This window comes from Leucobacter chromiireducens subsp. chromiireducens (genome assembly GCF_016758255.1).
In the GTDB taxonomy this organism is placed as follows: domain Bacteria; phylum Actinomycetota; class Actinomycetes; order Actinomycetales; family Microbacteriaceae; genus Leucobacter; species Leucobacter chromiireducens.
The window spans coordinates 654251-676021 of record NZ_QYAD01000001.1 but is presented as its reverse complement, the minus strand read 5'-3'; the positions used below and the strand labels follow the sequence as shown (position 1 = coordinate 676021).

22 protein-coding genes are annotated in these 21771 nt (G+C 68.4%); 9 read left to right on the top strand and 13 right to left on the bottom strand.

Annotated elements, in window-relative coordinates; genetic code table 11:
- Position 1: 1 nt before the first annotated feature.
- Entirely contained in the window at positions 2 to 1675 is a 1674-nt protein-coding gene (locus D3226_RS03085; RefSeq protein WP_202380933.1) for an amidohydrolase, read from the bottom strand.
- 5 nt (positions 1676 to 1680) lie between these two features.
- A complete protein-coding gene (locus D3226_RS03080; protein ID WP_202380932.1) occupies positions 1681 to 3036 on the bottom strand; it encodes an MFS transporter in 1356 nt (451 codons plus the stop codon).
- Between the two features lie 286 nt (positions 3037 to 3322).
- Here D3226_RS03080 and D3226_RS03075 point away from each other — a divergent pair, with 286 nt between their 5' ends.
- The gene (locus D3226_RS03075; protein WP_202380931.1) at positions 3323 to 4297 is read left to right on the top strand and encodes an Lrp/AsnC family transcriptional regulator; all 975 of its coding nucleotides are present in this window, start codon (positions 3323 to 3325) and stop codon (positions 4295 to 4297) included.
- Positions 4298 to 4315: 18 nt separating this feature from the next.
- Here the strand turns inward: D3226_RS03075 and D3226_RS03070 are convergent, their stop codons facing one another.
- From D3226_RS03070 to D3226_RS03050, 5 genes are all read right to left on the bottom strand, one after another.
- Positions 4316 to 4600, bottom strand: coding sequence for a hypothetical protein (locus tag D3226_RS03070; protein WP_202380930.1), 285 nt, complete (start codon positions 4598 to 4600; stop codon positions 4316 to 4318).
- Positions 4601 to 4654: 54 nt separating this feature from the next.
- Entirely contained in the window at positions 4655 to 5983 is a 1329-nt protein-coding gene (locus D3226_RS03065) for a M18 family aminopeptidase (protein ID WP_202380929.1), read from the bottom strand.
- 2 nt (positions 5984 to 5985) lie between these two features.
- Entirely contained in the window at positions 5986 to 7530 is a 1545-nt protein-coding gene (locus D3226_RS03060; protein ID WP_202380928.1) for a leucyl aminopeptidase family protein, read from the bottom strand.
- A gap of 79 nt (positions 7531 to 7609) precedes the next feature.
- Complete coding sequence (locus D3226_RS03055) at positions 7610 to 9004, bottom strand: ABC transporter permease (protein ID WP_202380927.1); 1395 nt, start codon at positions 9002 to 9004, stop codon at positions 7610 to 7612.
- Positions 9001 to 9765, bottom strand: coding sequence for an ABC transporter ATP-binding protein (locus D3226_RS03050; protein WP_202380926.1), 765 nt, complete (start codon positions 9763 to 9765; stop codon positions 9001 to 9003). Before D3226_RS03050 ends, D3226_RS03055 begins: the two co-directional genes overlap by 4 nt.
- Before the next feature lie 184 nt (positions 9766 to 9949).
- On the opposite strand from D3226_RS03050, the gene D3226_RS03045 reads away from it, so the two are divergent.
- From D3226_RS03045 to D3226_RS03030, 4 genes are all read left to right on the top strand, one after another.
- Positions 9950 to 10999, top strand: a complete 1050-nt coding sequence (locus D3226_RS03045; RefSeq protein ID WP_202380925.1) for an LLM class flavin-dependent oxidoreductase — start codon at positions 9950 to 9952, stop codon at positions 10997 to 10999.
- A gap of 162 nt (positions 11000 to 11161) precedes the next feature.
- Positions 11162 to 12253, top strand: a complete 1092-nt coding sequence (gene arsB / locus D3226_RS03040; RefSeq protein ID WP_202380924.1) for an ACR3 family arsenite efflux transporter — start codon at positions 11162 to 11164, stop codon at positions 12251 to 12253.
- A 47-nt stretch (positions 12254 to 12300) separates the two neighbouring features.
- Positions 12301 to 13263, top strand: coding sequence for a metalloregulator ArsR/SmtB family transcription factor (locus tag D3226_RS03035; RefSeq protein ID WP_202381510.1), 963 nt, complete (start codon positions 12301 to 12303; stop codon positions 13261 to 13263).
- Positions 13260 to 13667, top strand: coding sequence for an arsenate reductase ArsC (locus D3226_RS03030; protein WP_202380923.1), 408 nt, complete (start codon positions 13260 to 13262; stop codon positions 13665 to 13667). The genes D3226_RS03035 and D3226_RS03030 overlap by 4 nt, the downstream gene beginning before the upstream one ends.
- Positions 13668 to 13710: 43 nt before the next feature.
- Here the strand turns inward: D3226_RS03030 and D3226_RS03025 are convergent, their stop codons facing one another.
- The 3 genes from D3226_RS03025 to D3226_RS03015 are packed head-to-tail and all read right to left on the bottom strand — an operon-like array spanning position 13711 to position 15146.
- Positions 13711 to 14091: a hypothetical protein gene (locus D3226_RS03025; protein WP_202380922.1), complete on the bottom strand. Its 381-nt coding sequence runs from the start codon at positions 14089 to 14091 to the stop codon at positions 13711 to 13713.
- The gene (locus tag D3226_RS03020; protein ID WP_202380921.1) at positions 14091 to 14591 is read right to left on the bottom strand and encodes an ASCH domain-containing protein; all 501 of its coding nucleotides are present in this window, start codon (positions 14589 to 14591) and stop codon (positions 14091 to 14093) included. Before D3226_RS03020 ends, D3226_RS03025 begins: the two co-directional genes overlap by 1 nt.
- A 54-nt stretch (positions 14592 to 14645) precedes the next feature.
- Positions 14646 to 15146 carry an SRPBCC family protein gene (locus tag D3226_RS03015; protein ID WP_202380920.1) on the bottom strand — a complete coding sequence of 167 codons (501 nt, stop codon included), beginning with the start codon at positions 15144 to 15146 and terminating at the stop codon, positions 14646 to 14648.
- Between the two features lie 205 nt (positions 15147 to 15351).
- On the opposite strand from D3226_RS03015, the gene D3226_RS03010 reads away from it, so the two are divergent.
- Positions 15352 to 17223 (top strand): ABC-F family ATP-binding cassette domain-containing protein, encoded by a 1872-nt coding sequence (locus D3226_RS03010; protein WP_202380919.1) that lies wholly within the window; start codon positions 15352 to 15354, stop codon positions 17221 to 17223.
- On the opposite strand, the gene D3226_RS03005 is transcribed toward D3226_RS03010, so the two are convergent.
- Entirely contained in the window at positions 17198 to 17482 is a 285-nt protein-coding gene (locus tag D3226_RS03005; protein WP_202380918.1) for an LPXTG cell wall anchor domain-containing protein, read from the bottom strand. The genes D3226_RS03010 and D3226_RS03005 overlap by 26 nt on opposite strands.
- A 321-nt stretch (positions 17483 to 17803) precedes the next feature.
- On the opposite strand from D3226_RS03005, the gene D3226_RS03000 reads away from it, so the two are divergent.
- From D3226_RS03000 to D3226_RS02990, 3 genes are read left to right on the top strand one after another with little or no spacing between them, the layout of a single operon-like run.
- Positions 17804 to 18526, top strand: coding sequence for a VIT1/CCC1 transporter family protein (locus D3226_RS03000; RefSeq protein WP_202380917.1), 723 nt, complete (start codon positions 17804 to 17806; stop codon positions 18524 to 18526).
- 57 nt (positions 18527 to 18583) lie between these two features.
- A complete protein-coding gene (locus tag D3226_RS02995) occupies positions 18584 to 18919 on the top strand; it encodes an MGMT family protein (protein ID WP_202380916.1) in 336 nt (111 codons plus the stop codon).
- Complete coding sequence (locus D3226_RS02990) at positions 18916 to 19707, top strand: LysR substrate-binding domain-containing protein (RefSeq protein ID WP_202380915.1); 792 nt, start codon at positions 18916 to 18918, stop codon at positions 19705 to 19707. Before D3226_RS02995 ends, D3226_RS02990 begins: the two co-directional genes overlap by 4 nt.
- A gap of 67 nt (positions 19708 to 19774) precedes the next feature.
- Here D3226_RS02990 and ypfJ read toward each other — a convergent pair whose 3' ends face one another.
- Together ypfJ and pip are read right to left on the bottom strand one after the other, a co-directional pair.
- A complete protein-coding gene (gene ypfJ, locus D3226_RS02985; protein WP_202380914.1) occupies positions 19775 to 20671 on the bottom strand; it encodes a KPN_02809 family neutral zinc metallopeptidase in 897 nt (298 codons plus the stop codon).
- Positions 20672 to 20678: 7 nt separating this feature from the next.
- A complete protein-coding gene (gene pip, locus D3226_RS02980) occupies positions 20679 to 21683 on the bottom strand; it encodes a prolyl aminopeptidase (protein ID WP_202380913.1) in 1005 nt (334 codons plus the stop codon).
- Between the last annotated feature and the right edge of the window lie 88 nt (positions 21684 to 21771).

Here is a 21771-nt window from a genome sequence, read left to right as displayed (position 1 = left end):
GTTACTCCCCCTCCGCACGGAACTTCACTGCGCCATCAACCCAGGTCTCGCGGACCGGGATCGCGGCGATCTCTGCACCATCAATGTCGAGCGGGTTCTGCGCCAGCACGACGAAGTCGGCGCGCTTGCCTACCTCGAGCGAGCCAAACTCGGCCTCGCGGCCGAGCGTCTTCGCACCCTCGAGCGTGTGGCCGCGCAGCGCCTCCGCCGCCGAGATGCGCAGCGAGTCTTCGCCGAGCTTGTGGCCGCGGCGGGTCACGCGCGTCACCGCTGCCTGGATTGCCTCGAGCGGGCGGGGCTCAGCGACGGGCGCGTCCGAGGAGATGGTGATCGGCACGCCAGCGTCACGGAACTCACCGAGCGGGTTGAAGCGCTCACCGGGGGTGCCGATCGCCTGCTCCACGCCCTCGCCCCAGTTGTAGTAGTGCTGGGTCTGGTTGACCGGGCGGATGCCGAGCTCCGCCATGCGGGTGATGTCCTCGGGGGTGGGCAGCCCACAGTGCTCGATGCGGTGTCGCGCGTCACTGTCCGGACGATCGGCGAGTGCCTGCTCGATCGCGTCGACTACCATCTTGATTGCGATCGGCGACTGCGCGTGCGTGGCCGTCTGCAGACCGGCACCGTGCGCCTTGCGCACGAGCTCGGTGTATTCGCGGGGCTCGTGGTACAGCTGACCGGTGCGGCAGGGATCGCCGAGGTAGCCGTCGGGGAAGTACGCGGTCCACCCGCCCAGGGTGCCGTCCGCGTAGAGCTTGATACCCGCGGCCGAGAGGAACGCGTTGCCGAAGGGACCGGTGAAACCGAGGTCGACCACCTGGTCAAGCAGGTGTGAGAGGAAGTACATCGAGACGCGCATGTTGAGCGCACCGCGATCCGCCATCTCGAGGTAGGCAGCGAACTCGCGCTTCGACACCTGCGCATCGCCGATGGCGGTCACACCTCCGCGGAGGAACTCCTGCTGCACGAGATCCAGCTGACGCTGGTGCTCAGCGGGCTCATCGCCGAGGTGGAAGTTGGGGCCGTGGTGGCCCACCTTCACGCCGTGCAGGCCGGTGAGCACGTTACAGGCGGCATCCGAGAGCTCACCGGTCAGCTCGCCGTCCGCGTCGCGGAAGAACTCGCCACCCTCGGGGTTCGGGGTGTCCTTCGTGACGCCGAACTTTTCGAACGTGAACGAGTTCACGACACCGCCGTGGCCGGAGGCGTTCATGATGTAGACCTCGCGGTCGGTGGCGATCTGGTCGAGCTCGTGGCGGGTGGGGTGGCGCTGCTCGGCGAGATTGCGCTGCTCGTAGCCGAAGCCGCGAAGGGGCACACCGGCGGGCAGCTGCTTCGCGGCCTCGCGCATCAGCTCGATGATTTCGGGAATGTTCGCTGCCTTCGCCGGGGTGATGTCCACCCAGGTGAGCAACTGCCCGTACATGAGGGGGTGCGCGTGCGCGTCGACGAAGCCGGGAACGATGGTGGCTCCGGCGTGGTCGACGCGCACGGGCGTGAGGCCCGCGCTCGCCGCCACCTGCTCGCACTCGGCGAGCGTGCCGACCGCGAGGATCATGCCCTCGGCGGTGAGCATGGCTTCCGCCTCGGGCCGACTCTCGTCGACCGTCAGGATTCGCTCGGCGGTGACAATCGTCGGAGCCGAGTTGCGTGCGTCATAGGTGGCGAGCGAGCGCATAGTGCTTACTTTCCTTCGGTGGTGGGAACTGCGGTGGTGTCGAGCCGGGGCCGGAAGGATCCGGTGACCGGCGCGGTGTCAGAGTGCTGCGGCGCGAAGAACACGCCGAACAGGGCGACGGCCGAGAGGAGGCCGTAGAACGCGATGACCGACCAGAAGTTGCCGGTTGCGTTCAGCAGGGCGGTCGCGATTGCGGGCGAGAGACCGCCCCACACTGCCGCACCAACGCCGTAGGAGAGCGACATCGAGGTGTAGCGAGCCTGCGGGCGGAACATCTGCGTCATGATCGTCGAGAGCGGGGCCCATGCGCCGCTCAGCGCGAGGCGCAGGACGGAGACGAAGAGGTAGATCATCGCAACGTTGTGGCCCTCGATGAAGAGGACGAGCGGCACGACCGCGGCGAACGAGCCGGCGATGCCGAGGTACATGACCCACTTGCCGCCGATCTTGTCGCCGAGCAGGGCGAGTGGCAGAGTGACCAGCGCTTCAACGAGCGAAGCAATCGTCATCGCACCGAGGATCGTTTCATACGGCAGCCCGACCTCGGGGCTCGTGGCGTAGCTCTGCACGAAGGTGGTTGCCACCACGTAGCCGCCGGAGGAAATCGCAACGATGCAGAAGCCGAGCAGGATCGGCCACCAGTTGTTCTTCAGCGCGAAGAGGAGCGGCGTCGACTGCTGCTGGCCGCCCACCTTCTCCTCGAACACCGGCGTCTCCTCAACGCGGTAGCGCACCCAGATGCCCACGAAGATGAGCACGATGGAGAAAAGGAAGGGAATGCGCCAGCCCCACGAGAAGAGCACGTCGTCACCCATGAGCGCGAGAATCCAGAACGCTCCGGAGGACATGAGGGCGCCGAGCGGGTTACCGATCTGAGTAAAGCCGCCGTAGAAGTTCTTGAACTTCGCCGGGGCGCTCTCCACCGCCATGAGGCTCGCGCCGCCCCACTCGCCGCCCACTGCGAGTCCCTGGCAGATGCGGAGCACGATGAGCAGGATCGGGCCCATGATGCCGATCGTGTTGTAGTCGGGCAGTACGCCCACGAGGGTGGTGGCCACGCCCATGAGCAGCAGCGTGATCGTCAGCGCCGGCTTCCGGCCGATCTTGTCGCCGATGTGGCCAAAGATGATGCCGCCGAGGGGACGCGCGAAGAACGCCACGGCGTAGGTGCCGAACGACGCGAGCGTCGCCATGCCCCGGTCAAGCTCGGGGAAGAACACCACGGGGAACACGATCGCTGCGGCGGTCGCGTAGACGTAGAAGTCGTACCACTCAATCGTGGTGCCGACCATGGCCGCGAAGCCGGATCGGAGCGCGCGCCGGTGCGTGAAGACCGGCGCGCTGGCTGTGGACGATGACATGCAAAGCTCCCTTGCTCAACTGGGTGCGCCGCGAGAACTCAGACGACGGGTGCGGCGCGCACCTTGAACTGTAGGACGAATTTGCCTGAGCCGCATCCGCGAAACATCACCCAACTCGCCGATTCACGAACGTTTTGCGCGCAAAGTCGGCAACACCTTCGGCGCAAGTCCGACAACAAGCACGTTGTGCGATCTTTATGCGCACACTGCTTCGCATTCGCGCGTATCCTGGGCCTACGCCCACAGTGTGTGCGCACCGAGGCGCTCACCACGAAAGGATGGCGGCATGACGCAGCCCGCAGCGCCCCGACGTGCGCACCCGCGCGAGTCCGGCTTCGACAGCGTGGACGCGGCACTCATTCGCGCCCTGCAAGAGGACGGCCGCGCATCGATCCACGACCTCGCCGAGACCCTCGACATCTCGCGGGATGCCGCGTCGCTGCGGTTGCGGCGGCTCATCGAGCAAGAGGGAGTGCGCGTCGTTGCGGCCCTCGACCCGCACTTCGCGGGGCACCACGTACTCACCCACGCTGCCGTCACCGTGGACGGTCCACTGCGCCCCGTCGCCGATCGCATCGCGGCGATGCCCAACAGCGTGTTCGTGTCACTGACGAGCGGCAGCATGCCGCTCGTGTTCGAGTCGCGGCACCGTGACTCAGCTGAACTCCACGAGGTCCTCGACGCGGTGCGGGCGATCCCGGGAGTCCGCTCGCTGCTCGTCACCACCTACGTTGACGTGCTGAGCGGGTTCTTCGTGGCGGATCGACGCAGCCCCGCCACGATCGACGAACTCGACACCGAACTCATCCGGCTCCTCCAGCGCGATGGCCGCATGAGCTTTCGGGCGTTGGGAGACGCCGTGCATCTCTCACCCTCGTCGGTGCGGGCGCGCGTCAATCGACTCGTCGAGGCCGGCGTGATCCGCATCTCGGCGATCACCTCGGGGCAGCTCACGCGATCGCGCATCGCGATCGGGCTCGGGATCTCCGTGCGGGGCGACGCCGCCCCCGTTCGCGAGTTCCTACTGCGCTCCCCCGACGTCGACTTCGCGGCGCGCACACACGGCCGATTCGACTACGTGGCAACGCTCGAGGGTCCCTCCGCCGCCCATCTGCTGCGCGCCACGGAGGAGCTCCGCTCACTGCCGAGCGTCAGCGCCATCGAGTCATGGGCGCACTACGACATCGTGAAGGAAAACTACGAGCGCGCAATCGAGCGCGCCGTGGGCGGCAACAGCGGCTGGCGAGGAGCCGAAGGCTAACGCAACCCGTATGGCGAGTTAGCCACTAATGGCGCGCTGCACGCGGCTGAGCGAGATGTTTTCGTGCACGAGCACACCCGAGCTGGTGCGCTGCTCAAAGTGGTAGCCCATCTTGCCCTGCGAGAGCATGCCGATGAGGTACGGCTCGTCGGAGTTCCACATGATCCATGTGTTCTGCCCCGCGGCGTTCTTACCGAGGAAGGTGATCTCGATGTCACGATTCCCGATGCGCTGCACGCTGGGTGCGAGCAGGTCGTTGGAGAGGGCGACACCGCCGGCCCCCGCATGCTGCATCTCACTCATGCCATGATCCTAGCGAACCAATCTCAGAACCGGACAGGGATCGCCGCGAAAACCTCAGGCTCCCGCAAAGAAAGCGTCGGTCGCCCGGGCCAGGCCGTGCAGGTCTGCGACGTGCGCGAGCTCGCGCGCCGAGTGCATCGAGAGGAGCGGCACCCCAACGTCAACCGTGCGGATGCCGAGGCGGGCGGCCGTGATCGGCCCGATCGTCGTGCCACAGGGCACCGTGTTGTTCGAGACGAACTCCTGGGTCGGCACCCCGGCTTCCGCGCAGGCGCGACTCCACAGCGCAGCGCCGTGTGCGTCGCTGGCATAGCGCTGGTTCGCGTTCACCTTGAGTATCGGGCCGTTCCCCGCGAGCGGGCGCACATTCGGATCGTGCTTCTCCGGGTAGTTCGGGTGCACCGAGTGCCCCGCATCCGAGGAGACACACCACGACGCGGCAAGTGCGCGTGCGGCCTCGTCGGCGTTCGCGCCCAGGCCAGCGCGCAGCCGATCAAGCACATCCGCAAGGAAGGGGCCGGCCGCACCCGAGCGGGTCTCCGAGCCCAGCTCCTCGTGATCGAACGCGGCGAGCATCGAGATCGTGCCCGGCGCGGGCTCCGTCTCGAGGAGCGCGACCAGTCCGGCAAACGTGGAACTCAGGTTGTCGAGTCGGGGCGATGCGAAGAACTCGCCGCTCACACCGATCCGCTGCGGCGGCTGCGTGTCGAACAGGCGCACGTCGGCTCCAGCGATGTCGTCTGGGGAAAACGGTGCGGCGGCAACGCCCGCCGCGTTGGCGGCATTCGCTGCGGCATCGGCGAGCACGCCGGCAACCGTGACACCGTTCGCGCTGTCGCCGACGGCGAGCACCGGCTGCGTGTGCCGCTGCTTGTTCAGTGCGAGGCCTGTGTTTGCTTCACGATCCAGGTGGATCGCCAGCTGCGGGATCCGCGCGATCGCGCCCGTGCACACGAGATGCTCGGCGCCATCGCGGGTGACCACGCGTCCGGCGATGCCCAGATCCCGATCGAGCCACGAGTTGAGCAGCGGACCACCGTACACTTCGACGCCAGCCTGAGCCCAGCCATCGGCACGGAAGTCGGGGTGGGGTTTCAGCACGAAGCCCGGTGAGTCAGTGTGCACGCCGAGCACCCGAACGGGACTCGTCGCGGTAAGGTCTGATCCGGCCCGCCACGCGATCACGGCGCCGTCGCGCACCACGAAGCCTGCGCCACCCGCGGCGAGCGGCGCCCAGGCGGCGCCCTCATCGTGGACGGCGAAGCCGGCGTCGGTGAGCAGCTCAGCGACGCGCCCCGCCGCGTGGTACGAGGTGGGCGCAGCCGTCACGAAGTCGGCAAAATCACTGATGTAGGCGTCGAGATCACGCAGCAGGCCGGTCATGACTAAGCTCCCTGCGCGTCGTCCGCAGCCTGCGGGGCCACGAAATCGTCGGCGAGCTGGGCAAGCAGACGCGCACCGAAGCCGGTCGAGCCCGCCGTGCGCCACAGGTCATCGCGTTCGACCTCCATGGTCGGCGCAATGTCGAGGTGCCCCCAGGGGAAATCAGCAACGAACTCGTTGAGGAAGAGCGCTGCGAGGATCGCGCCGCCGTAGGGGCCGCCGATGTTCGACAGGTCGGCCACGTTCGACTTCAGCTGGTCGCGGTAGCGGTGATCGAGCGGCAGCGGCCAGACCCGCTCATCGGTCGCCTCAGCGGCGGCCTTGAGCTGTGCGGCGACATCGTCATTGTTCGCGAGCGTCGCAGCGGTGCCGAGACCCAGTGCCGCCATGGCGTTGCCCGTGAGGGTCGCGATGTCGACGATCGCGTCCGGGCGACGCTCCTCCTCCGTCGCGAGCACGAGGCCGTCGGCCATCACGAGGCGCCCCTCGGCGTCGCTGTTCTTCACCTCGACGGTCTTGCCGCCACGCATGGTGAGCACGTCGCCGATCTTCGTCGCGGTGCCGGAGAGCATGTTGTCGGTGCACATGAGCCAACCGGTCACGGCCGACTGCACGCCGAGCTCGCGGAGGGTGAGCATGGCGGCAAACACCGATCCCGCGCCCATCATGTCGAGCTTCATGCTGCCCATCGAGTTCGCGGGCTTCAGGCTGATGCCGCCCGAGTCGAACATGATGCCCTTGCCGATGAGGGCGAGGTGCGGAGTCGCGTCGTTCGCACCCTCGGGCACGTAGCGAAGCTTGATCATGCGCGGCTCGTCGGTGCTGCCGGCGTTGACGCCGAGCAGACCGCCTGTGCCGAGCTCGACGAGCGCGTCGCGGTCAAAGATCTCGACCTCGAGGCCGTATTCGGGGCCAAGCTTCGCCGCGAGTTCCGCGAACTTCTCCGCGGTGAGGTGTCGGGGCGGCGTATTGCCAAGGTCTCGGGAGATCGCAGCGGCGCGCGCGAGCACGATTGCGCGGTCGACGCCCTCCTGCGCGGCGGCGCGGTCACCCTCGGCGACGCCCAGCGTGAGGCTCTCAAGTCCCACGTGCTTCGACTCGCCCTTCAGGCTCTCGAAGCGGTAGCGGGCGAGCAGTGCGCCCTCGGTTGCAGCGAGCGCGGCGTCGCGCGCCGAGATCTTCTCGGAGACCACGGCGGCGAGATCGATGGCGAGGTGCGCGGCTTCGCGGGCGGCGCGGGTGAATGCCGCAACGGCGTCGCGCAGATCAGCGCTCGTGGCGAGGCCCGCCCCGGTGCCGACGAGCACGCGCAGCTGCGCCCCCGGCAGCACGAGCGTCTGGTTCTTTGCCCCGGTGAACCCTGCTGCGGCGAGCGCGTCGCGCGTCTGGCCCGCGAGGCAGTCGCACGTGGGCAGTTCGCCCTCGGCTGGCACGAAGCACGCGCGCGCCGGTGCGGCCTCGACCGCAGCGGCGTCGGCGACGGCGACGTCAACCGAGCGGTTCAGAGAAGGGACGGGATCGAAACTGGAATCAATCACAACGGTCATGTCTCCAGCCTATCCCTGGCTGCTGCGCGCGTGGCGGGAGCGCGCAGCCACTTCCTGAACCGCTCGGCGAGCATCCGGTCTAGTCGACCGCGAGCGCGGCCACGGGCGAGACCCGGATCGCGCGGCGCGCTGGCGCCACCGCCGCGGTCACCGCGAGCGCGAAGCCGAACACCACAACGCCCGCCACGATCGGCCACGGGATCGACGGCGCGGCAAAACCGACCTGCGAGCCAACGAGCGACTGTGCGGCGACCCAACCGTAGAACGCGCCGAGCACCACACCGAAGCCGAGCGCGGCGAGCGTCATCTGGCAGCTCTCCGTGATCACCATGCGGCGCACCTGGCCACCGGTGAAGCCCAGTGCGCGGAGCAGGCCGAGCTCGCGGGTACGCTGCAGCACGCTGAGCGACAGGGTGTTCACCATGCCCACCGCGGCGATGATCGCAGAGAACCCGACGAGTCCGGTGAACACGGCCGTGGTCACGGCAAGCGTCTGCGCGAGCGCTGCTTCGAGCGCGGGATCGTTGTCGAACGCCTGCAGGGTCATCGCGGCATAGGTCTCGAGCGCTACGGCGAACATCGTGACGAGCGTCACGCCGATCACCAGCCCGATTGTTGACCGCGAGCTGCGCTCGGGGAAGCGCACGGCGTTCGCCGCGGCCAGGCGCCCGGTCGGCCCCGCCCCAAAGATCTTCCCGGTGAGGCGCAGGATCGGCGGCATGATGACGTGCGCGCCGAGCGCGATCCCGGTGAAGGAGAACAGCCCACCGAAGAACGACACAAACAGTGCGATCGGCGTGGTGAGGCTGAGGAACAGGCCGAGCGCAATGAGCACGACGCCCAGCAGCACCAGGATGATCGCCCACACGGTGCGGCCAGTGCGGCCACGCGAGGCCTCAGGGCGCAGCTCGACCGCGGCGCCGGTCGCGGCAATCGGCGAGACCGATCCCACGCGGCGGGATCCTGCCCAGGCGGCCGCCCAGGTGGTGAGCGCCACAATCACGATCGCGCCGAGCGCGAGCGGGTCGAAGAGCGGATAGTCGCGTCCCACAGGCAGCCAGCCGAGGCTCGGACCCCACGTGACCACACCGATAACCAGCGCCTCTGCGAGCACCCAGCCGATTACCGCGCCGAGCGCGCCCATCGCGAGCCCCTCGGAGGCGACCTTGCTGCGCACCGCGCGCGAGCTCGCACCCACGAGGCGCAGCAGCGCGATCGTGCGGGTGCGCCCCGCGATGATCGTGGCGAAGGTGTTCGCGGTGACGATCGCACCAACGTAGAGGGCGATGATGATGAAAACGGTCGACACCATCAGGAGCGTCATGCGGAAGGTGCCCGAGCCCTCAATCAGTGCGGGATCGAGCGCCGCCCCCATCACCCCGGTGCCGAGGATCAGCGTTGCGGCGAACAGGGAGCTGAGCGCCGCGACGACGACCGTCGCACCGTGTTCACGGATTCCGGCTCCGGTTTTCATGCCGCGACCGCTTCCAGGCCGAGCATCGTCTCGGAGATCTGCTCGGGTGTCATGGCCCCGCGATCCGACACAATGCGGCCGTCGGCGAGGAACAGGATTCGGTCGGCGTGGCTCGCCGCGATCGGGTCATGAGTCACCATTGCGATGCTCTGCCCCTGCTCGACGACGGCGGCGCGCAGCAGGCCGAGCACCTCGCGGCCGGTGCGGGAGTCGAGCGCGCCGGTCGGCTCGTCCGCAAAGATCACGTCGGGCTGGGTGGCGAGGGCGCGGGCGATCGCCACCCGCTGCTGCTGTCCGCCCGAGAGTTCGTGGGGGCGGTGCGAGGTGCGGCCAGCGAGGCCGAGCGCCTGCACGAGCGCGTCGATTCGCTCGCGGTCAGCAGCGGGCACGCTGCGTCCGTCGAGCTCGAACGGCAGCCGCAGGTTGCCCATCACGTCAAGGGTAGGAACCAAGTTGAATGCCTGGAACACGAAGCCGATCCGGCGCCGGCGGAGCCGCGTGAGTTCCGCATCGCCGAGGTGGGTGATCTCGTCGTCGCCAAGCCAGACGCGCCCCTCGGTCGGGGTGTCGAGGCCGGCCATGACGTGCATGAGGGTCGACTTGCCCGAGCCTGATGGCCCCATGATCGCGGTGAACTGCCCGCGCCGAATGCCGATCGACACATCGTTGAGGGCGGTGACGCGGTGGTCTCCGGCGCCGTAGTGCTTGCTGAGGTTCGCGACTCGCGCCACGAGGCCCATATCGCTCGGTTGAATGTCCATGCTTCGAAGTTACGAGGGCATGCGCCTGGCGGGATCGCCCCCGGGTACCATCCGCGTCGTCCCCCGGTGCCGCCGTTGTCCGGGCGCCGCGCGCACGGGATCGTCCCGCGGTGCCGCTCGCATACCCACGCAGCCAAAACTATATGCACGGGAATACAGTTGCGCCGCGGGCGTTGCACCCAGCATGAGAGCATTCGGATTCCTGTCCTTCGGGCACTACGGCCCCGTCCCCGGGTCGCGCGTGCGCACCGCGGGCGACATGCTGCGCCAAACGATCGAACTCGCGGAGGGCGCCGACGAGATCGGCGTGAACGGCGCGTACGTTCGCGTGCACCACTTTGCACGCCAGGCCGCATCACCAATCCCCCTCTTGACGGCCATGGCCGCGCGCACCCAGCGCATCGAGGTCGGCACCGGCGTGATCGACATGCGCTACGAGAACCCGCTCTACCTCGCGGAAGAAGCGGCGGCGCTCGACATCATCGCGGGCGGCCGACTGGCGCTCGGCGTGAGCCGGGGATCCCCCGAGACGGCAGTGCGTGGCTACGAGGCGTTCGGCTACACGGGCTCCGAGGATCCGCGCGGCGCCGACATCGCGCGCGACAAGTTCGACCTCTTCATGCGCGCGATCGAGGGCGAGGCACTCGTCGACAGCGACCCGAACATGGGGCCGCTCGGCCGGCTCGCCATCGAGCCGCAGTCGGCCACCCTCCGCGATCACGTCTGGTGGGGCGCCGGCAGCATCGACACTGCCCGCCAGACCGGCACTGCAGGCCTCAACCTCATGAGTTCCACCCTGCTGACCGAGGCAACAGGTGAGCCGCTGCACATTCTGCAGGCCCGCCAGATCGACGAGTTCCGCACCGCATACAAGGAGGCTGGCCACACCGGTCGCCCGCGCGTATCGGTGAGCCGCAGCGTCTTCCCCATTGTGAACGAGCAGGACGAAATGTACTTCGGTCTGCGCGGCCGCGATGGGCAGGATCAGATCGGGATCATCGATGGTTTCCGTTCGACCTTCGGGAAGACGTACGCGGACACCCCCGACAAGCTCATCGAGCAATTGCTCGCCGACGATGCGGTGATGTCGGCGGACACGCTCATGCTCACGATCCCGAACCAGCTCGGCCCCGAGTACAACCTGCACGTCATGCAGGCATTCGCGGAGCACGTGGCGCCGGCGCTCGGGTGGAAGCCGAACACGGAGGGCCCGGTGGAGGGCGACGCGGTCTAATCCACCACCCGTCGGGGGAGCCGAGCGGTCACCGGTCGTGCCCAGCCGCCTGCGAACCGCACCGCTGAACACTGACACCGTCGCCAGGGGCGGGGATAGCGAGTCGCTATCCCCGCCCCTGGCGACGTTGCGTTCTGTATCGATGCCGATCAATATAGATACATGTCAATTCAGGCTCCCGCCGAACCAGTTCCAGCGACCCAGCGGCTCTCGCCTCTCGACCGCTGGTTGCCCGTGTGGATTGGACTCGCCATGGCCGCCGGACTCGTCCTCGGCCGGTTCGTCCCGGGCTTGGCTCACCTCCTCTCGCGGCTTGAAATCGCCGGGATCTCGGTACCCATAGGCTTGGGTCTGCTCGTGATGATGTACCCGGTGCTCGCGCGGGTGCGGTACGACAGGGTTGCCGCAGTCACCGGCGACCGAAAACTCCTCGTGTCGTCGCTGGTGCTCAACTGGTGCGTCGGCCCTGCGGTGATGTTCGCCCTGGCCTGGCTGTTCCTGCCTGATCTTCCTGAGTACCGCACCGGGCTCATCATCGTTGGCCTGGCGCGCTGCATTGCCATGGTGGTGATTTGGAATGACCTTGCATGCGGCGACCGAGAGGCAACTGCCGTTCTGGTCGCGATGAACTCAGTGTTCCAGGTGGTGGCGTTCTCTCTGCTCGGCTGGCTGTATCTCAGCGTGCTTCCCAGCTGGCTCGGCCTCGACTCTCAGGGACTCGAAGTGTCAATCGGGCAGATCGCGCTGAACGTACTGGTATTCCTCGGTGTCCCGCTCCTCGCGGGTTTCGTCTCTCGCTGGATCGGCGAAAAGCGCCGAGGGCGCGAGTGGTACGAGGAACGGTTCCTTCCCGGAGTCGGCCCCTGGGCGCTCTATGGTCTGCTCTTCACGATCGTGCTGCTCTTCGCGCTCCAGGGCGACGCGATCACGTCTCGACCGCTTGATGTTGTCCGGATCGCCCTTCCGCTCCTGATCTACTTCGCTGTGATGTGGTTTCTCGGCCTGCTGCTCGGCAAAAGACTTGGATTGGGCTACGCACGCTCGACCACCCTCGCGTTCACCGCCGCCGGCAACAATTTCGAGCTGGCGATTGCGGTCGCAATCGGCAGTTTTGGCGCCACGTCTGGGCAAGCGCTTGCCGGCGTCGTCGGCCCACTCATCGAAGTGCCCGTTCTGATCGGCCTGGTCTATGTATCCCTCTGGGCTGCACGGGCTTGGTTTCATACGAACCCGTACGAGGGGATCCCATCGTGAACCCCTCGAGCACTCCGGAGGACTGCCTCCCGGCGTCATCGCACGCAATGGGTGCTGAGACGGCGGCCGCACTCGCTGACTCGTTGAAGGCGATCGCCGATCCCATTCGGATTCGGATGCTCTCAGCCATCGCAGCTGATCCCCGGGGCGAGTGCTGCGTCTGCGACCTCACCGACCTCGCTGAAGTGTCGCAGCCAACAATTTCGCATCACCTGAAGGTGCTCCGGGAGACAGGGCTCGTGGTCTCAGAACGACGCGGAACGTGGGTCTATTACCGGATCGCCCCAACTCGTCGCGCGGCGACGGAGGCACTCCTTGAAGTCTTTGCCCCTGCCTTCGTGCGCGAAGATTTGAGACCGCATGAGGGGGGCGAAGGAACTCTGCACACGACGGATGCCCGTCTCTCGCGGCTTGCTGAAGAACTCGGCGAGGAATTCGAAGCGGTCCACACGGACCTCGTCCTGGCCATCGTTCGGGAGTCTCATGTCGGACTGATCCGCGCGGCGAAGCACACAACGCACACGCTCTCACGCACCGGGCACTTCGCGAGGCAACGGCTCTCGGACCTCACCAGGAATCGGGCGACCGGAGTACCTCAGGTGCTCTTCGTCTGCGTGCACAACGCAGGTCGCTCGCAGCTCGCAGCCGCGATACTGAACCGTCTCGCTGGCGGCACGGTCATCGCTCGTTCCGCAGGCTCAGCACCGGCACCGGAAGTCCTGCCCACAGTGCGCTCGCTCTTGCAGCAGATGGAACCCCCGCAGCATGCTGACGAAGCGTTTCCGAAGCCGTTGACTGACGACGCAGTTCGAGCAGCCGATGTGGTCGTGACGATGGGGTGCGGCGATGTCTGCCCCATCGTCCCCGGAACCCGCTACGAGGACTGGACCGTGCCAGACCCGGCGCTTGCCTCCCCAGAAGGCGTGCAGGCAATTCGCGACGACCTCGAGGTCCGTGCTCGCAAGCTCCTCGACACTGTTACAGCAGTTGACCAAAGGAACTCTTCATGAAAACCGTCCAGAAGCCGTCGGTACTCTTCGTCTGCGTCCACAACGCCGGGCGTTCACAGATGGCGGCGGGGTACCTGCGCCACTTCGCCGGGGACAGGATCGAAGTTCGCTCGGCCGGGTCGGTTCCCGCGGAGCAGCTCAACCCCGTTGCAGTCGAGACGATGCGGGAAGAGGGCATCGATATCGCCAGTGAGCTTCCGCAAGCACTCAGCTCTGCGGCCGTGCAGGACGCCGATGTGGTGATCACCATGGGCTGCGGTGATGAGTGTCCGTTCTTCCCGGGCAAGCGCTACGAGGACTGGAAGCTCGATGACCCTGCAGGGCAGGAGCTTGCAGTTGTCCGTCTGATCCGGGACGAGATTCGGGAGAGAATTCGTGCTCTGATGACTGAACTCCTGGGGTAGCCGGCGCTGTCAGTTTCCGACTCACTGGGGGTGTTGCGGCGGGCTACACCGCTGAGGGGCGCGCAGCCTCGACCGCGGCACGCAGCTCCTGGCACAGCGCCTCAGCATCTCCCACCGAGAGGTACAGCCGGTCGAAAGGATCGCCTGCCGCAATCGCGACGGTCAGCGCCGGGCCACCCCAAGAGTAGTTCCAGTAGTGTCGCTCGCCCTTCGGGTGGAAGGTGCCGGACAACTTGCCGCCCACATCGAGACCGGGGCCGCGCCACCCGGTGGGCACGCGAAGCGGAGCGGGTTCCACCGCCACTTCGGTGATGCGCGTAAGCGGCACCTCGATGCGCCGCCGGAATCCCCACATCTTGTCAATGCCGCGCGGGATCACCACGAGCACGCCATCCTTGATCGTCACCGCGTTCCGATTGCCCATCAGCCCAGCTTTCCGTTCGTGTGCCCGGCCGGATCGGTGCCCGGCGCCCAGATCAGTTCGAAGCGCTCGCAGAGGATCGGCATGTCTGGTGCGAAACCGCGTGGGCTTGCAGCGTAGCTCCGCCAGTAGTGCTCATGGGTGGCGCGCCAATCGGCGAGTGTGCGGTCGCCCTCACCCTCGGAATGTGCATGCTCCGCGGTGACCCGGTCGAACGGTACGGTCGCGAGCGCGGTCGTGCGAATGACGGCCCGAGGCTCCCCCGCCCCGTCAAGAATGATGCTGTAGTCCCCCACCTCGGGCAGCTGCTCCCCGGTGGTCTCAGCGTCCCAGATCGACGTCGCCGTGCCGGTCTTGGTGCCCGCGATCACCAGCCCGAGCAGTTCGTCCGCGTGCGCCGCGGTCGCCCCGAACGGCCACGCGTCGGGAAGCGCAGCGGGGAGCCCGGGCACCTGGACGCGGCAGCGCGCCCAGAACTCCGTGAGACCACTCGAGTCAGCCATGCCCTCCAGCCTAGGCGGATGAGGGTGCCGCCCGCCGCGCTACGCCCCGGGAAGTTACTCCGGACGCAGCGCGAGGTACGCCTCACGGAGCGCCGGGTAGTACTGATCAAACCCCGCGCGTTCAGTGTCTTCCGTCGCGGCGATGAGCAGGTCGAGGTAGTACTCCCAGCCCGGCCCAATCTCGCCCACCTCTGCGTCGGCGTCGAGGTGGTGCACGAAGCGCAGCAGGGTGTCGTCTTCGCCGTCCTCCTCGAGAGTGAGGTCGAGCTCCCAGCTGCCGTACTCATCAACGGTGTGCAGCGCGAGCCGGTGCGGCGCTTCGCAGGCGACGATGCGGGCACGGATCGCCGGCTCGCTCTCTTCGAAGCGCATGCGGATGCGCACGCTGCCGCCCGTGCGCGCGTCGCCCTCCCAGGGGCCGAACCAGCGCTCGGTGAGATCGGAATCGGTGAGGTACTCCCACGCCTCCGCGATCGGCAGCGCGAGCGAGCGCACCAGTACGAGGTCGCGTCCGCGCGGCGTCTTGAGCAGCCGTCCGCTGGCGTGCATCGTCATGGGATCCCCATTCTCTCGTGAGGCTTCTCAGCGTACTCGGGGTTGCGTCGCCCCGGGGCGGCTCGCGTACACTCGGGGATGTGAAGCACTAACGCAGCCCTGTTCCGCGCCTGAGGCCGAGGAACGCAGCCCGGTTCGAGCCCCGCTCCCGAGACGCTGCCCTCTCACACCCGGCGGAACCCACGCTCGTTCCGAAAGGCGCCGCATGCACGCGCACCACACCCCTGTTTCCAACACCCCCACACCGTCCGCGCCGAGTCTCGCCGCAGCGGGCCGGGCCGCGTCGCGCGGCGCTGAACTCACCGCGAGCGATCGCGGGCACCTCGCCGTCGCAGGCGTCTCGCACTCGTACCCGGATCGCCGCGTGCTCACCGAGGTGAGCTTCACGGCCGCGCGCGGCGACCGGATTGGCCTCATCGGAGAGAACGGCACCGGCAAGTCAACGCTGCTCGGGATCCTGGCGGGCAACATCACCCCGACCGCGGGCACGGTGACCCTGCCGGGCACCGCTGCACACCCGGCGACCGTGGGGCTCCTCGCGCAGGAACTGCCGTACCCCGCGGACACTCCCATTGCCCAAGTGCTCGATGATGCGCAGGCGCCCGCGCTCGCGGCCCTACACGAGCTCGAACGTCTGGGGGCCGAACTGGCCGCACGCCCCGACGACGCACACGCCGCCGAGCGCTACGCCGCGGCGCTCGCCGAGGCGGAGCGCTCGGGTGCATGGTCCGCTGCGGCGCAGCGCGGCGAGGTGGTCGCCGGCCTCGGGCTCGGTGGGATCCCGGAGTCGCGCGCGCTCGGCACGCTCTCGGGCGGGCAACAGCTGCGCCTCGCGCTTGCCGCGATCCTGCTCGAGGCGCCCGTTGTGCTTTTGCTCGATGAGCCCTCGAACCACCTGGACGACGCCTCGGCGGCCTATCTTGAGCGCGTGCTGTGCGAGTGGCCGGGCATCGTGATCCTCGCGAGCCACGACCGCACACTGCTTGACGCGGTGACGACCCGCATTCTCGATCTCGACCCGCTTCCCCTGCCCGCGCGCGAGCTCGACGATGCGCGGCCAGCGGACGCCACCGGCGGAAGTCACGCAGTGGGAACTCACGCAGGAGCGAGCCAGGCTGATCGGGATCCGGGCACGAGCGATCCCGGCTCGGGCTACGGCGCCCGCTTCTGGGGTGTGGGGTACACGGCAGCGCGGCAGGCGCGGCAGGCGGAGCTGGCCCGCTGGCGCGAGCGCTTCGACGCGGAATCGGCGGAGCTCGCAGCGCTCACACACGAGATCGAGGTGGGGTCGCGCGAGGTCAACCGGAAGCACGAATCGAAGTCGGAGAGCCGCATCACGCGGAAGTTTTACGCGGACAAGGATGCACGGGTCACCGCGCGGCGTGCCCGCAACGCACGCGTGCGGCTGGAGACTCTCGAGCGCGAGCGCGTGCGGCGGCCGCCCGAGCCACTGCGCTTCGCGGGCTTCGAGGCGTCTGGCACCACCCAGCCCGGCACAGAGACCACAGCCGTGTTGCTCGCAGAGCGCGTCGCGGTCTCCGGGCGGCTCGCCCCGATCTCACTCGAGCTCGAGCCGCGCGGACGGCTGCTGCTCACAGGCCCGAACGGGGCGGGAAAGTCAACGCTTCTCGCGGTGCTCGCCGGACGACTCGCCCCCGAGACGGGCACCGTGCAGCGCCGGGCACGCGTGGGCTTCCTGCCGCAGGAGTTCGCATTTCCCGACCCGTCACGCACGCTCGCAGAGGTGTGGCAGGAGGCACTCAGCCCCGAGCGCGCCGAGGCGACCCCACTCACCGCGAGCGGACTCATTGCCGCGCGCGATGCGGAGCGCGCCGTGGGAGCCCTCAGCGTGGGGCAGCGCCGCCGCTTCGCGCTCGCCCTGCTCATCGCGGATCCCCCGCCCGTGCTGCTGCTCGACGAGCCGACGAATCACCTCTCCCTCACGCTCGTGGAAGAGTTGGAGGCGGCGCTCACCGACTACCCCGGCGCGCTCGTCATCGCGTCACACGACCGCTGGCTGCGTGGCCGGTGGCAAGGCGCAACGCTCGCGCTTACGCCGCCGGGTACGCCCGGCTAAGCGCCGCGGCACGACGTCGCCGCGCGTACAGCACGCCACCCGCGATCAGGTACGCCGCACCCGCAACGAGGAACCAGCCCGCACTCTCCGCACCGCCCAGCTCGGGGATGCCCGTGCCACTGATCGTTTGCGGCGCGCTCGCGTCGACGCCGGTATCGGCATGCGCCGCACCCGTTCCCGCGAGCAAGAGCCCGGAGCACGCGGCAGCACCGAGGGCGGCCTGGGCCAGGCGGCGCAGTGCGGGGGTGCGTGCGTGCATCGGAGACTCCGTTTCGTGGGCGCAGCGGGGCGGGAACGGGTTCCAGTCTCGCCGCGCGATGCGCGCGTCGGAAGACGAGCACCGCAGAATCCGTGCTCCAGACACCCAATCTGCGGGTCGCAGGAGCGAAATTGCGTAGTGCCAGGTGGCTTACCTAGGCGAAACCGTGGCGCCGGCTCGCAGTTCCTCAAAGTTCGGCATCTCGAACCCCAACACGGCGTCAATTCGAAGCGTTTTGCGGGGTTCTCCCTCCCCTCCGAAGCTTGCTACCGTTGCCTTTCGTGCGCGGAATCGCGCGGAAAAACGGGGGAACGAACGAGCATGAGCGAGATCAACATCGCACACCCACACGAGTACGACCACCGCCACGCAGACGTGTCATCGGGCTGGCTGCGCGCGACGGTCTTCGGGGCGATGGATGGACTCGTATCGAATGTGGGCCTCATCGCCGGTATCGCTGCTGCCGGCGCTTCCCCCGGCATGGTTGTCGTCACGGGTGTCTCCGGCCTCATCGCGGGCGCAATCTCCATGGCGCTCGGCGAGTTCACCTCGGTGCGCACCGCGAACGAGCAGCTCGACGCCGAGGTGCGCACCGAGCGCGAGGCGCACACCCGCAACCCCGCGGGTGAGCAGGCCGAGCTGGCGCTCCTCTTCGAGCGGCTCGGCATGCAGGAGGAGGTGGCCCGCGTGGCCGCCAGCCAGGTGCACACGAACAGCGAGCAGGCGGTGCGCGTGCACCTCGCCCACGAGCTGGGGCTCAGCCCGGAGGAGAAGCCCTCACCCTGGGTGGCCGCGATCTCCTCGCTCCTGTCGTTCAGCGTCGGCGCCCTGATCCCGATCCTGCCGTTCCTCTTCGGGTTCGGCACGCTCGGCTGGGGGCTCGCGTTCGGCGGGCTGGGGCTGCTCCTTGCCGGTGGCCTCGCCGCGCGCACCACGCGCCGCAACTGGCTGCTCGGTGCGGTGCGCCAGCTCACCTTCGGTGGAATCGCAGTCGCCGTCACCTACACGATCGGCAAACTGCTGGGCGTCTCAGCCATCGGTTAGCCCCGCGCACACGGCGCGTGCCCAGTGATGACGCCGCGCACGCCGTAGGCTTACTCCATGCCCAGCCCCGAGTTCGTTGACGCCGTGCTCGCCGTGGTGCACCGAATCCCGGCGGGGCGCGTCATGACGTACGGCGATGTTGCCCTCGCGATCGGTTCTTCGGCGCCGCGCGCCGTCGGCCGCGTGATGGCGCTCTACGGCCACGCGGTGCCCTGGTGGCGCGTCGTTCCCGCGAGCGGTCAGCCGCCGCAGGGGCACGCCTCACTCGCGCTCCCCCGCTACCGGGAGGAGGGCACCCCGCTGCGGCACGCGGAATCGCCCGACTACCGGCTGGCGCTCTCGGCAGCACGACTGCCCTACACCCACGAGATCTATTCGGAGGTCGCGCTATGAGCGAGCCCACTCACGCCCCGCTGCAGCTTGCCTTCGCGCGCGGCATCGCCCCGAGCAAGTGGGCCGAGCGCTGGGAGACCGTCACGGGATCTCCGCTCGAGCTGGTCCCGGTGAACGTGGCCTTCGGCCGCTCGGCGAGCGTCGCGTGCGACGTGATGCTCGAGCGAGCGCTCCCGGGGCGCCGCCCCGCCGGTAGCGAGGAAGCGGCGCGCACCCGCCACGCCATGCGCCTCTACGAAGAGACCATCACCCTCGTCGTCGACGTCGATCACGCGCTCGCGAAGCGCGAATCGATCGCGCTCGATGCGCTCGGCGCGGTGCACCTGCTCGATCACCCCGATCATCCCGCGGAGTGGCCTGCCGCGGCGCCGTGGGAGAATCCCGAGTGGATGCCGCAGGATGTGCCCGCGGCCCTGGAGCTCGTCGCTACCGGCGCAGGCGCGATCCTGCTGCCCACCATGCTCGCCCGCCACCTCGTGGACAAGCGCCGCCATCGTCTGATTCCGCTCACCGGCGCTGACGATGTGCCGCGCACCGCGGTGTGGGCAAGCTGGGACGTCGCGCGCGACGGCGCCGACGTGCAGCAGCTCGTCGGCGTGATTCGTGGCCGCACGGCGCGCAGCTCGCGCACGGCAGCCGACACGGAGCCGCCGGCGCGCGATCCGAAGCCCGCAAAAAAGAAGCCGCAGCAGCCGCAGAAGAAGAAGGCCGGGCCGAAGCCGGGCTCACGCGGCGCACAGCTCGCCGCCACGAAGAAGAAGCCACCGCGGCCGGGTCGGAAGCGCTAACACACACAAACAGTGCGGGATCCGGGCGACGCGTCGCCCGGATCCCGCACTGTTTTCTTCGCGCGAGCTAGAGCTGCGACGCGGGCACGTCGAAGGTCGCGCAGGCCGTGGGGCCCTGCTGGTAGCCGATCTGGAACCAGCGCTGGCGCTGCTCGGAGGTGCCGTGCGTGAAGCGCTCGGGGTTCACGCCCATGCCCGCCGATTCCATGATGTGGTCGTCGCCCACGGCCGCCGCTGCGCTCATCGCATCAGCGATCTCCTGCTGCGAGACGGGCTTCAGGAACGGCACCCCCTGGTCGTCGGTGACGGTCGAGGCATTCTGCACCCACGCGCCGGCGAAGCAGTCCGCCTGCAGTTCCAGCCGCACGGAACCCGAGGCGGGGCCGGACTCGCGGCCGACGCTCTGCAGCGAACCGATGAGGTTCGAGATGTGGTGACCCCACTCGTGCGCGAGCACGTACATCTGCGAGAGCGAGCCGCCCGATGCGCCGTAGTCGCGGTTCAGGGTGTTGAAGAACGCGACGTCAATGTAGATCGTCTCGTCGGACGGGCAGTAGAACGGGCCCGTCGCCGCCGAAGCCGCGCCGCAGGGCGACTGCGTCTGGCCGCTGAACAGCACCACCGGGCCAGGGGCGCGGTAGTTGCCGACCTGCGTTGCCCAGTAGCGGTCGAGTGAGTCGCTCGCCGCGGCCATGCGGCACTCGACGTCGCGGTTCGCATCCGCACCGGCAGCGCAGCCGTCGAGCGAGCCCGACTGCGGCTCAGAGATCACGGTGCCCGAGCCGAGCGCGCTGTTGATGGCGGGTGCGAACATGTTGAGGTTCACGCCGAACAGCTGGGAGCCGAGTGCGAGCAGCAGGGCAACGCCGATGCCCCCGCCCGCGATCATTCCGCCGCGGCGCGCCCCGCCGCCGCGCTTCGTCACCTTACTGGTGTCGATCCGCACGTTGTCATTGAACGTCATGGGCGTCTCACTCTCGGTTGCTTTCGGGAGTCTGGGCGACTCCCGACTCTGCGAAGCGGTCAGTCGCGCGCACCAGTGCGTCAATGATCCCCGGCTCGCTCGCTGCGTGCCCCGCGTCGGCGACCATCTCGAAGTCTGCCGCGGGCCAGGCCCGGTGCAGATCCCAGGCGGTCCGCGCGGGGGTGCACACGTCGTACCGCCCCTGCACGATGATACCGGGGATGCCGCTCAGCTTCTCGGCGGCATCGCGAATCAGTTGCCCCTCCTCGAACCACCCGGCGTTCGTGAAGAAGTGGTTCTCGATGCGGGCGAAGGCGACCGCTGCCGCGGTGTTCGCCCGTGCCGCAGCGATCGCGTCCTCGTCGGGAATCAGCCGAATCGTGGTGTTCTCCCACACCGTCCAGGCGACGCCGGCCGGCGTGTGCACCGCGGGATCGGGATCGGTGAGCTGACGGTGGTACGCGGCGATCAGCTCATGCTGCTCGGCCGCGGGAATCGGCGCGAGGTAGTCCTCCCACGCGTCCGGGAAGAGGTGCGAGGCGCCATCCTGGTAGAACCAGGCAAGCTCGCTCTCGCGAAGTGTGAAGATGCCGCGCAGCACCAGTTCCGTGACCCGTTCGGGGTGCGTCTGTGCGTACGCGAGCGACAGCGCGGAGCCCCAGGAGCCGCCAAACACCTGCCAGCGCTCAATGCCCAGGTGCTCACGCAGCCGCTCAATGTCCGCCACGAGGTGCCAGGTAGTGTTCGCGCTGAGGTCTGCGTCCGGCGCGCTCGCGTGCGGCACACTTCGCCCGCAGCCGCGCTGGTCGAACAGCACGATGCGGTAGCGATCCGGATCGAAGAAGCGCCGGTGGTCGGGCGAACAGCCGCCGCCCGGGCCCCCGTGGAGGAAGACGACGGGCTTGCCGTCGGGGTTGCCGCAGCTTTCCCAGTAGATCTCGTTCCCGTCGCCGACGGGCAGCATGCCGTGCGCGGTCGGTTCGATCGGCGGATACAGCGTTCGCAGTGCCATACCGCTCACTCTAATACCTCACAGGGGCTGCGCAGCAGATGCTGCGCAGCCCCTGTGGCGGCGTGTGTCGCACGCGAAAACGTGAGCG

Coding starts and splice junctions, on each gene's coding strand:
- D3226_RS03005 (WP_202380918.1), bottom strand. CDS start 17,482: ATGCACGCACGCACCCCCGCACTGCGCCGCCTGGCCCAGGCCGCCCTC.
- D3226_RS03030 (WP_202380923.1), top strand. CDS start 13,260: ATGAAAACCGTCCAGAAGCCGTCGGTACTCTTCGTCTGCGTCCACAAC.
- D3226_RS03000 (WP_202380917.1), top strand. CDS start 17,804: ATGAGCGAGATCAACATCGCACACCCACACGAGTACGACCACCGCCAC.
- D3226_RS03025 (WP_202380922.1), bottom strand. CDS start 14,091: ATGGGCAATCGGAACGCGGTGACGATCAAGGATGGCGTGCTCGTGGTG.
- D3226_RS03020 (WP_202380921.1), bottom strand. CDS start 14,591: ATGGCTGACTCGAGTGGTCTCACGGAGTTCTGGGCGCGCTGCCGCGTC.
- D3226_RS03035 (WP_202381510.1), top strand. CDS start 12,301: ATGGGTGCTGAGACGGCGGCCGCACTCGCTGACTCGTTGAAGGCGATC.
- D3226_RS03045 (WP_202380925.1), top strand. CDS start 9,950: ATGAGAGCATTCGGATTCCTGTCCTTCGGGCACTACGGCCCCGTCCCC.
- D3226_RS03010 (WP_202380919.1), top strand. CDS start 15,352: ATGCACGCGCACCACACCCCTGTTTCCAACACCCCCACACCGTCCGCG.
- D3226_RS03075 (WP_202380931.1), top strand. CDS start 3,323: ATGACGCAGCCCGCAGCGCCCCGACGTGCGCACCCGCGCGAGTCCGGC.
- D3226_RS02995 (WP_202380916.1), top strand. CDS start 18,584: ATGCCCAGCCCCGAGTTCGTTGACGCCGTGCTCGCCGTGGTGCACCGA.
- D3226_RS03080 (WP_202380932.1), bottom strand. CDS start 3,036: ATGTCATCGTCCACAGCCAGCGCGCCGGTCTTCACGCACCGGCGCGCG.
- D3226_RS03055 (WP_202380927.1), bottom strand. CDS start 9,004: ATGAAAACCGGAGCCGGAATCCGTGAACACGGTGCGACGGTCGTCGTC.
- D3226_RS03085 (WP_202380933.1), bottom strand. CDS start 1,675: ATGCGCTCGCTCGCCACCTATGACGCACGCAACTCGGCTCCGACGATT.
- D3226_RS03015 (WP_202380920.1), bottom strand. CDS start 15,146: ATGACGATGCACGCCAGCGGACGGCTGCTCAAGACGCCGCGCGGACGC.
- D3226_RS03070 (WP_202380930.1), bottom strand. CDS start 4,600: ATGAGTGAGATGCAGCATGCGGGGGCCGGCGGTGTCGCCCTCTCCAAC.
- D3226_RS02990 (WP_202380915.1), top strand. CDS start 18,916: ATGAGCGAGCCCACTCACGCCCCGCTGCAGCTTGCCTTCGCGCGCGGC.
- D3226_RS03050 (WP_202380926.1), bottom strand. CDS start 9,765: ATGGACATTCAACCGAGCGATATGGGCCTCGTGGCGCGAGTCGCGAAC.
- pip (WP_202380913.1), bottom strand. CDS start 21,683: ATGGCACTGCGAACGCTGTATCCGCCGATCGAACCGACCGCGCACGGC.
- D3226_RS03060 (WP_202380928.1), bottom strand. CDS start 7,530: ATGACCGTTGTGATTGATTCCAGTTTCGATCCCGTCCCTTCTCTGAAC.
- D3226_RS03065 (WP_202380929.1), bottom strand. CDS start 5,983: ATGACCGGCCTGCTGCGTGATCTCGACGCCTACATCAGTGATTTTGCC.
- arsB (WP_202380924.1), top strand. CDS start 11,162: ATGTCAATTCAGGCTCCCGCCGAACCAGTTCCAGCGACCCAGCGGCTC.
- ypfJ (WP_202380914.1), bottom strand. CDS start 20,671: ATGACGTTCAATGACAACGTGCGGATCGACACCAGTAAGGTGACGAAG.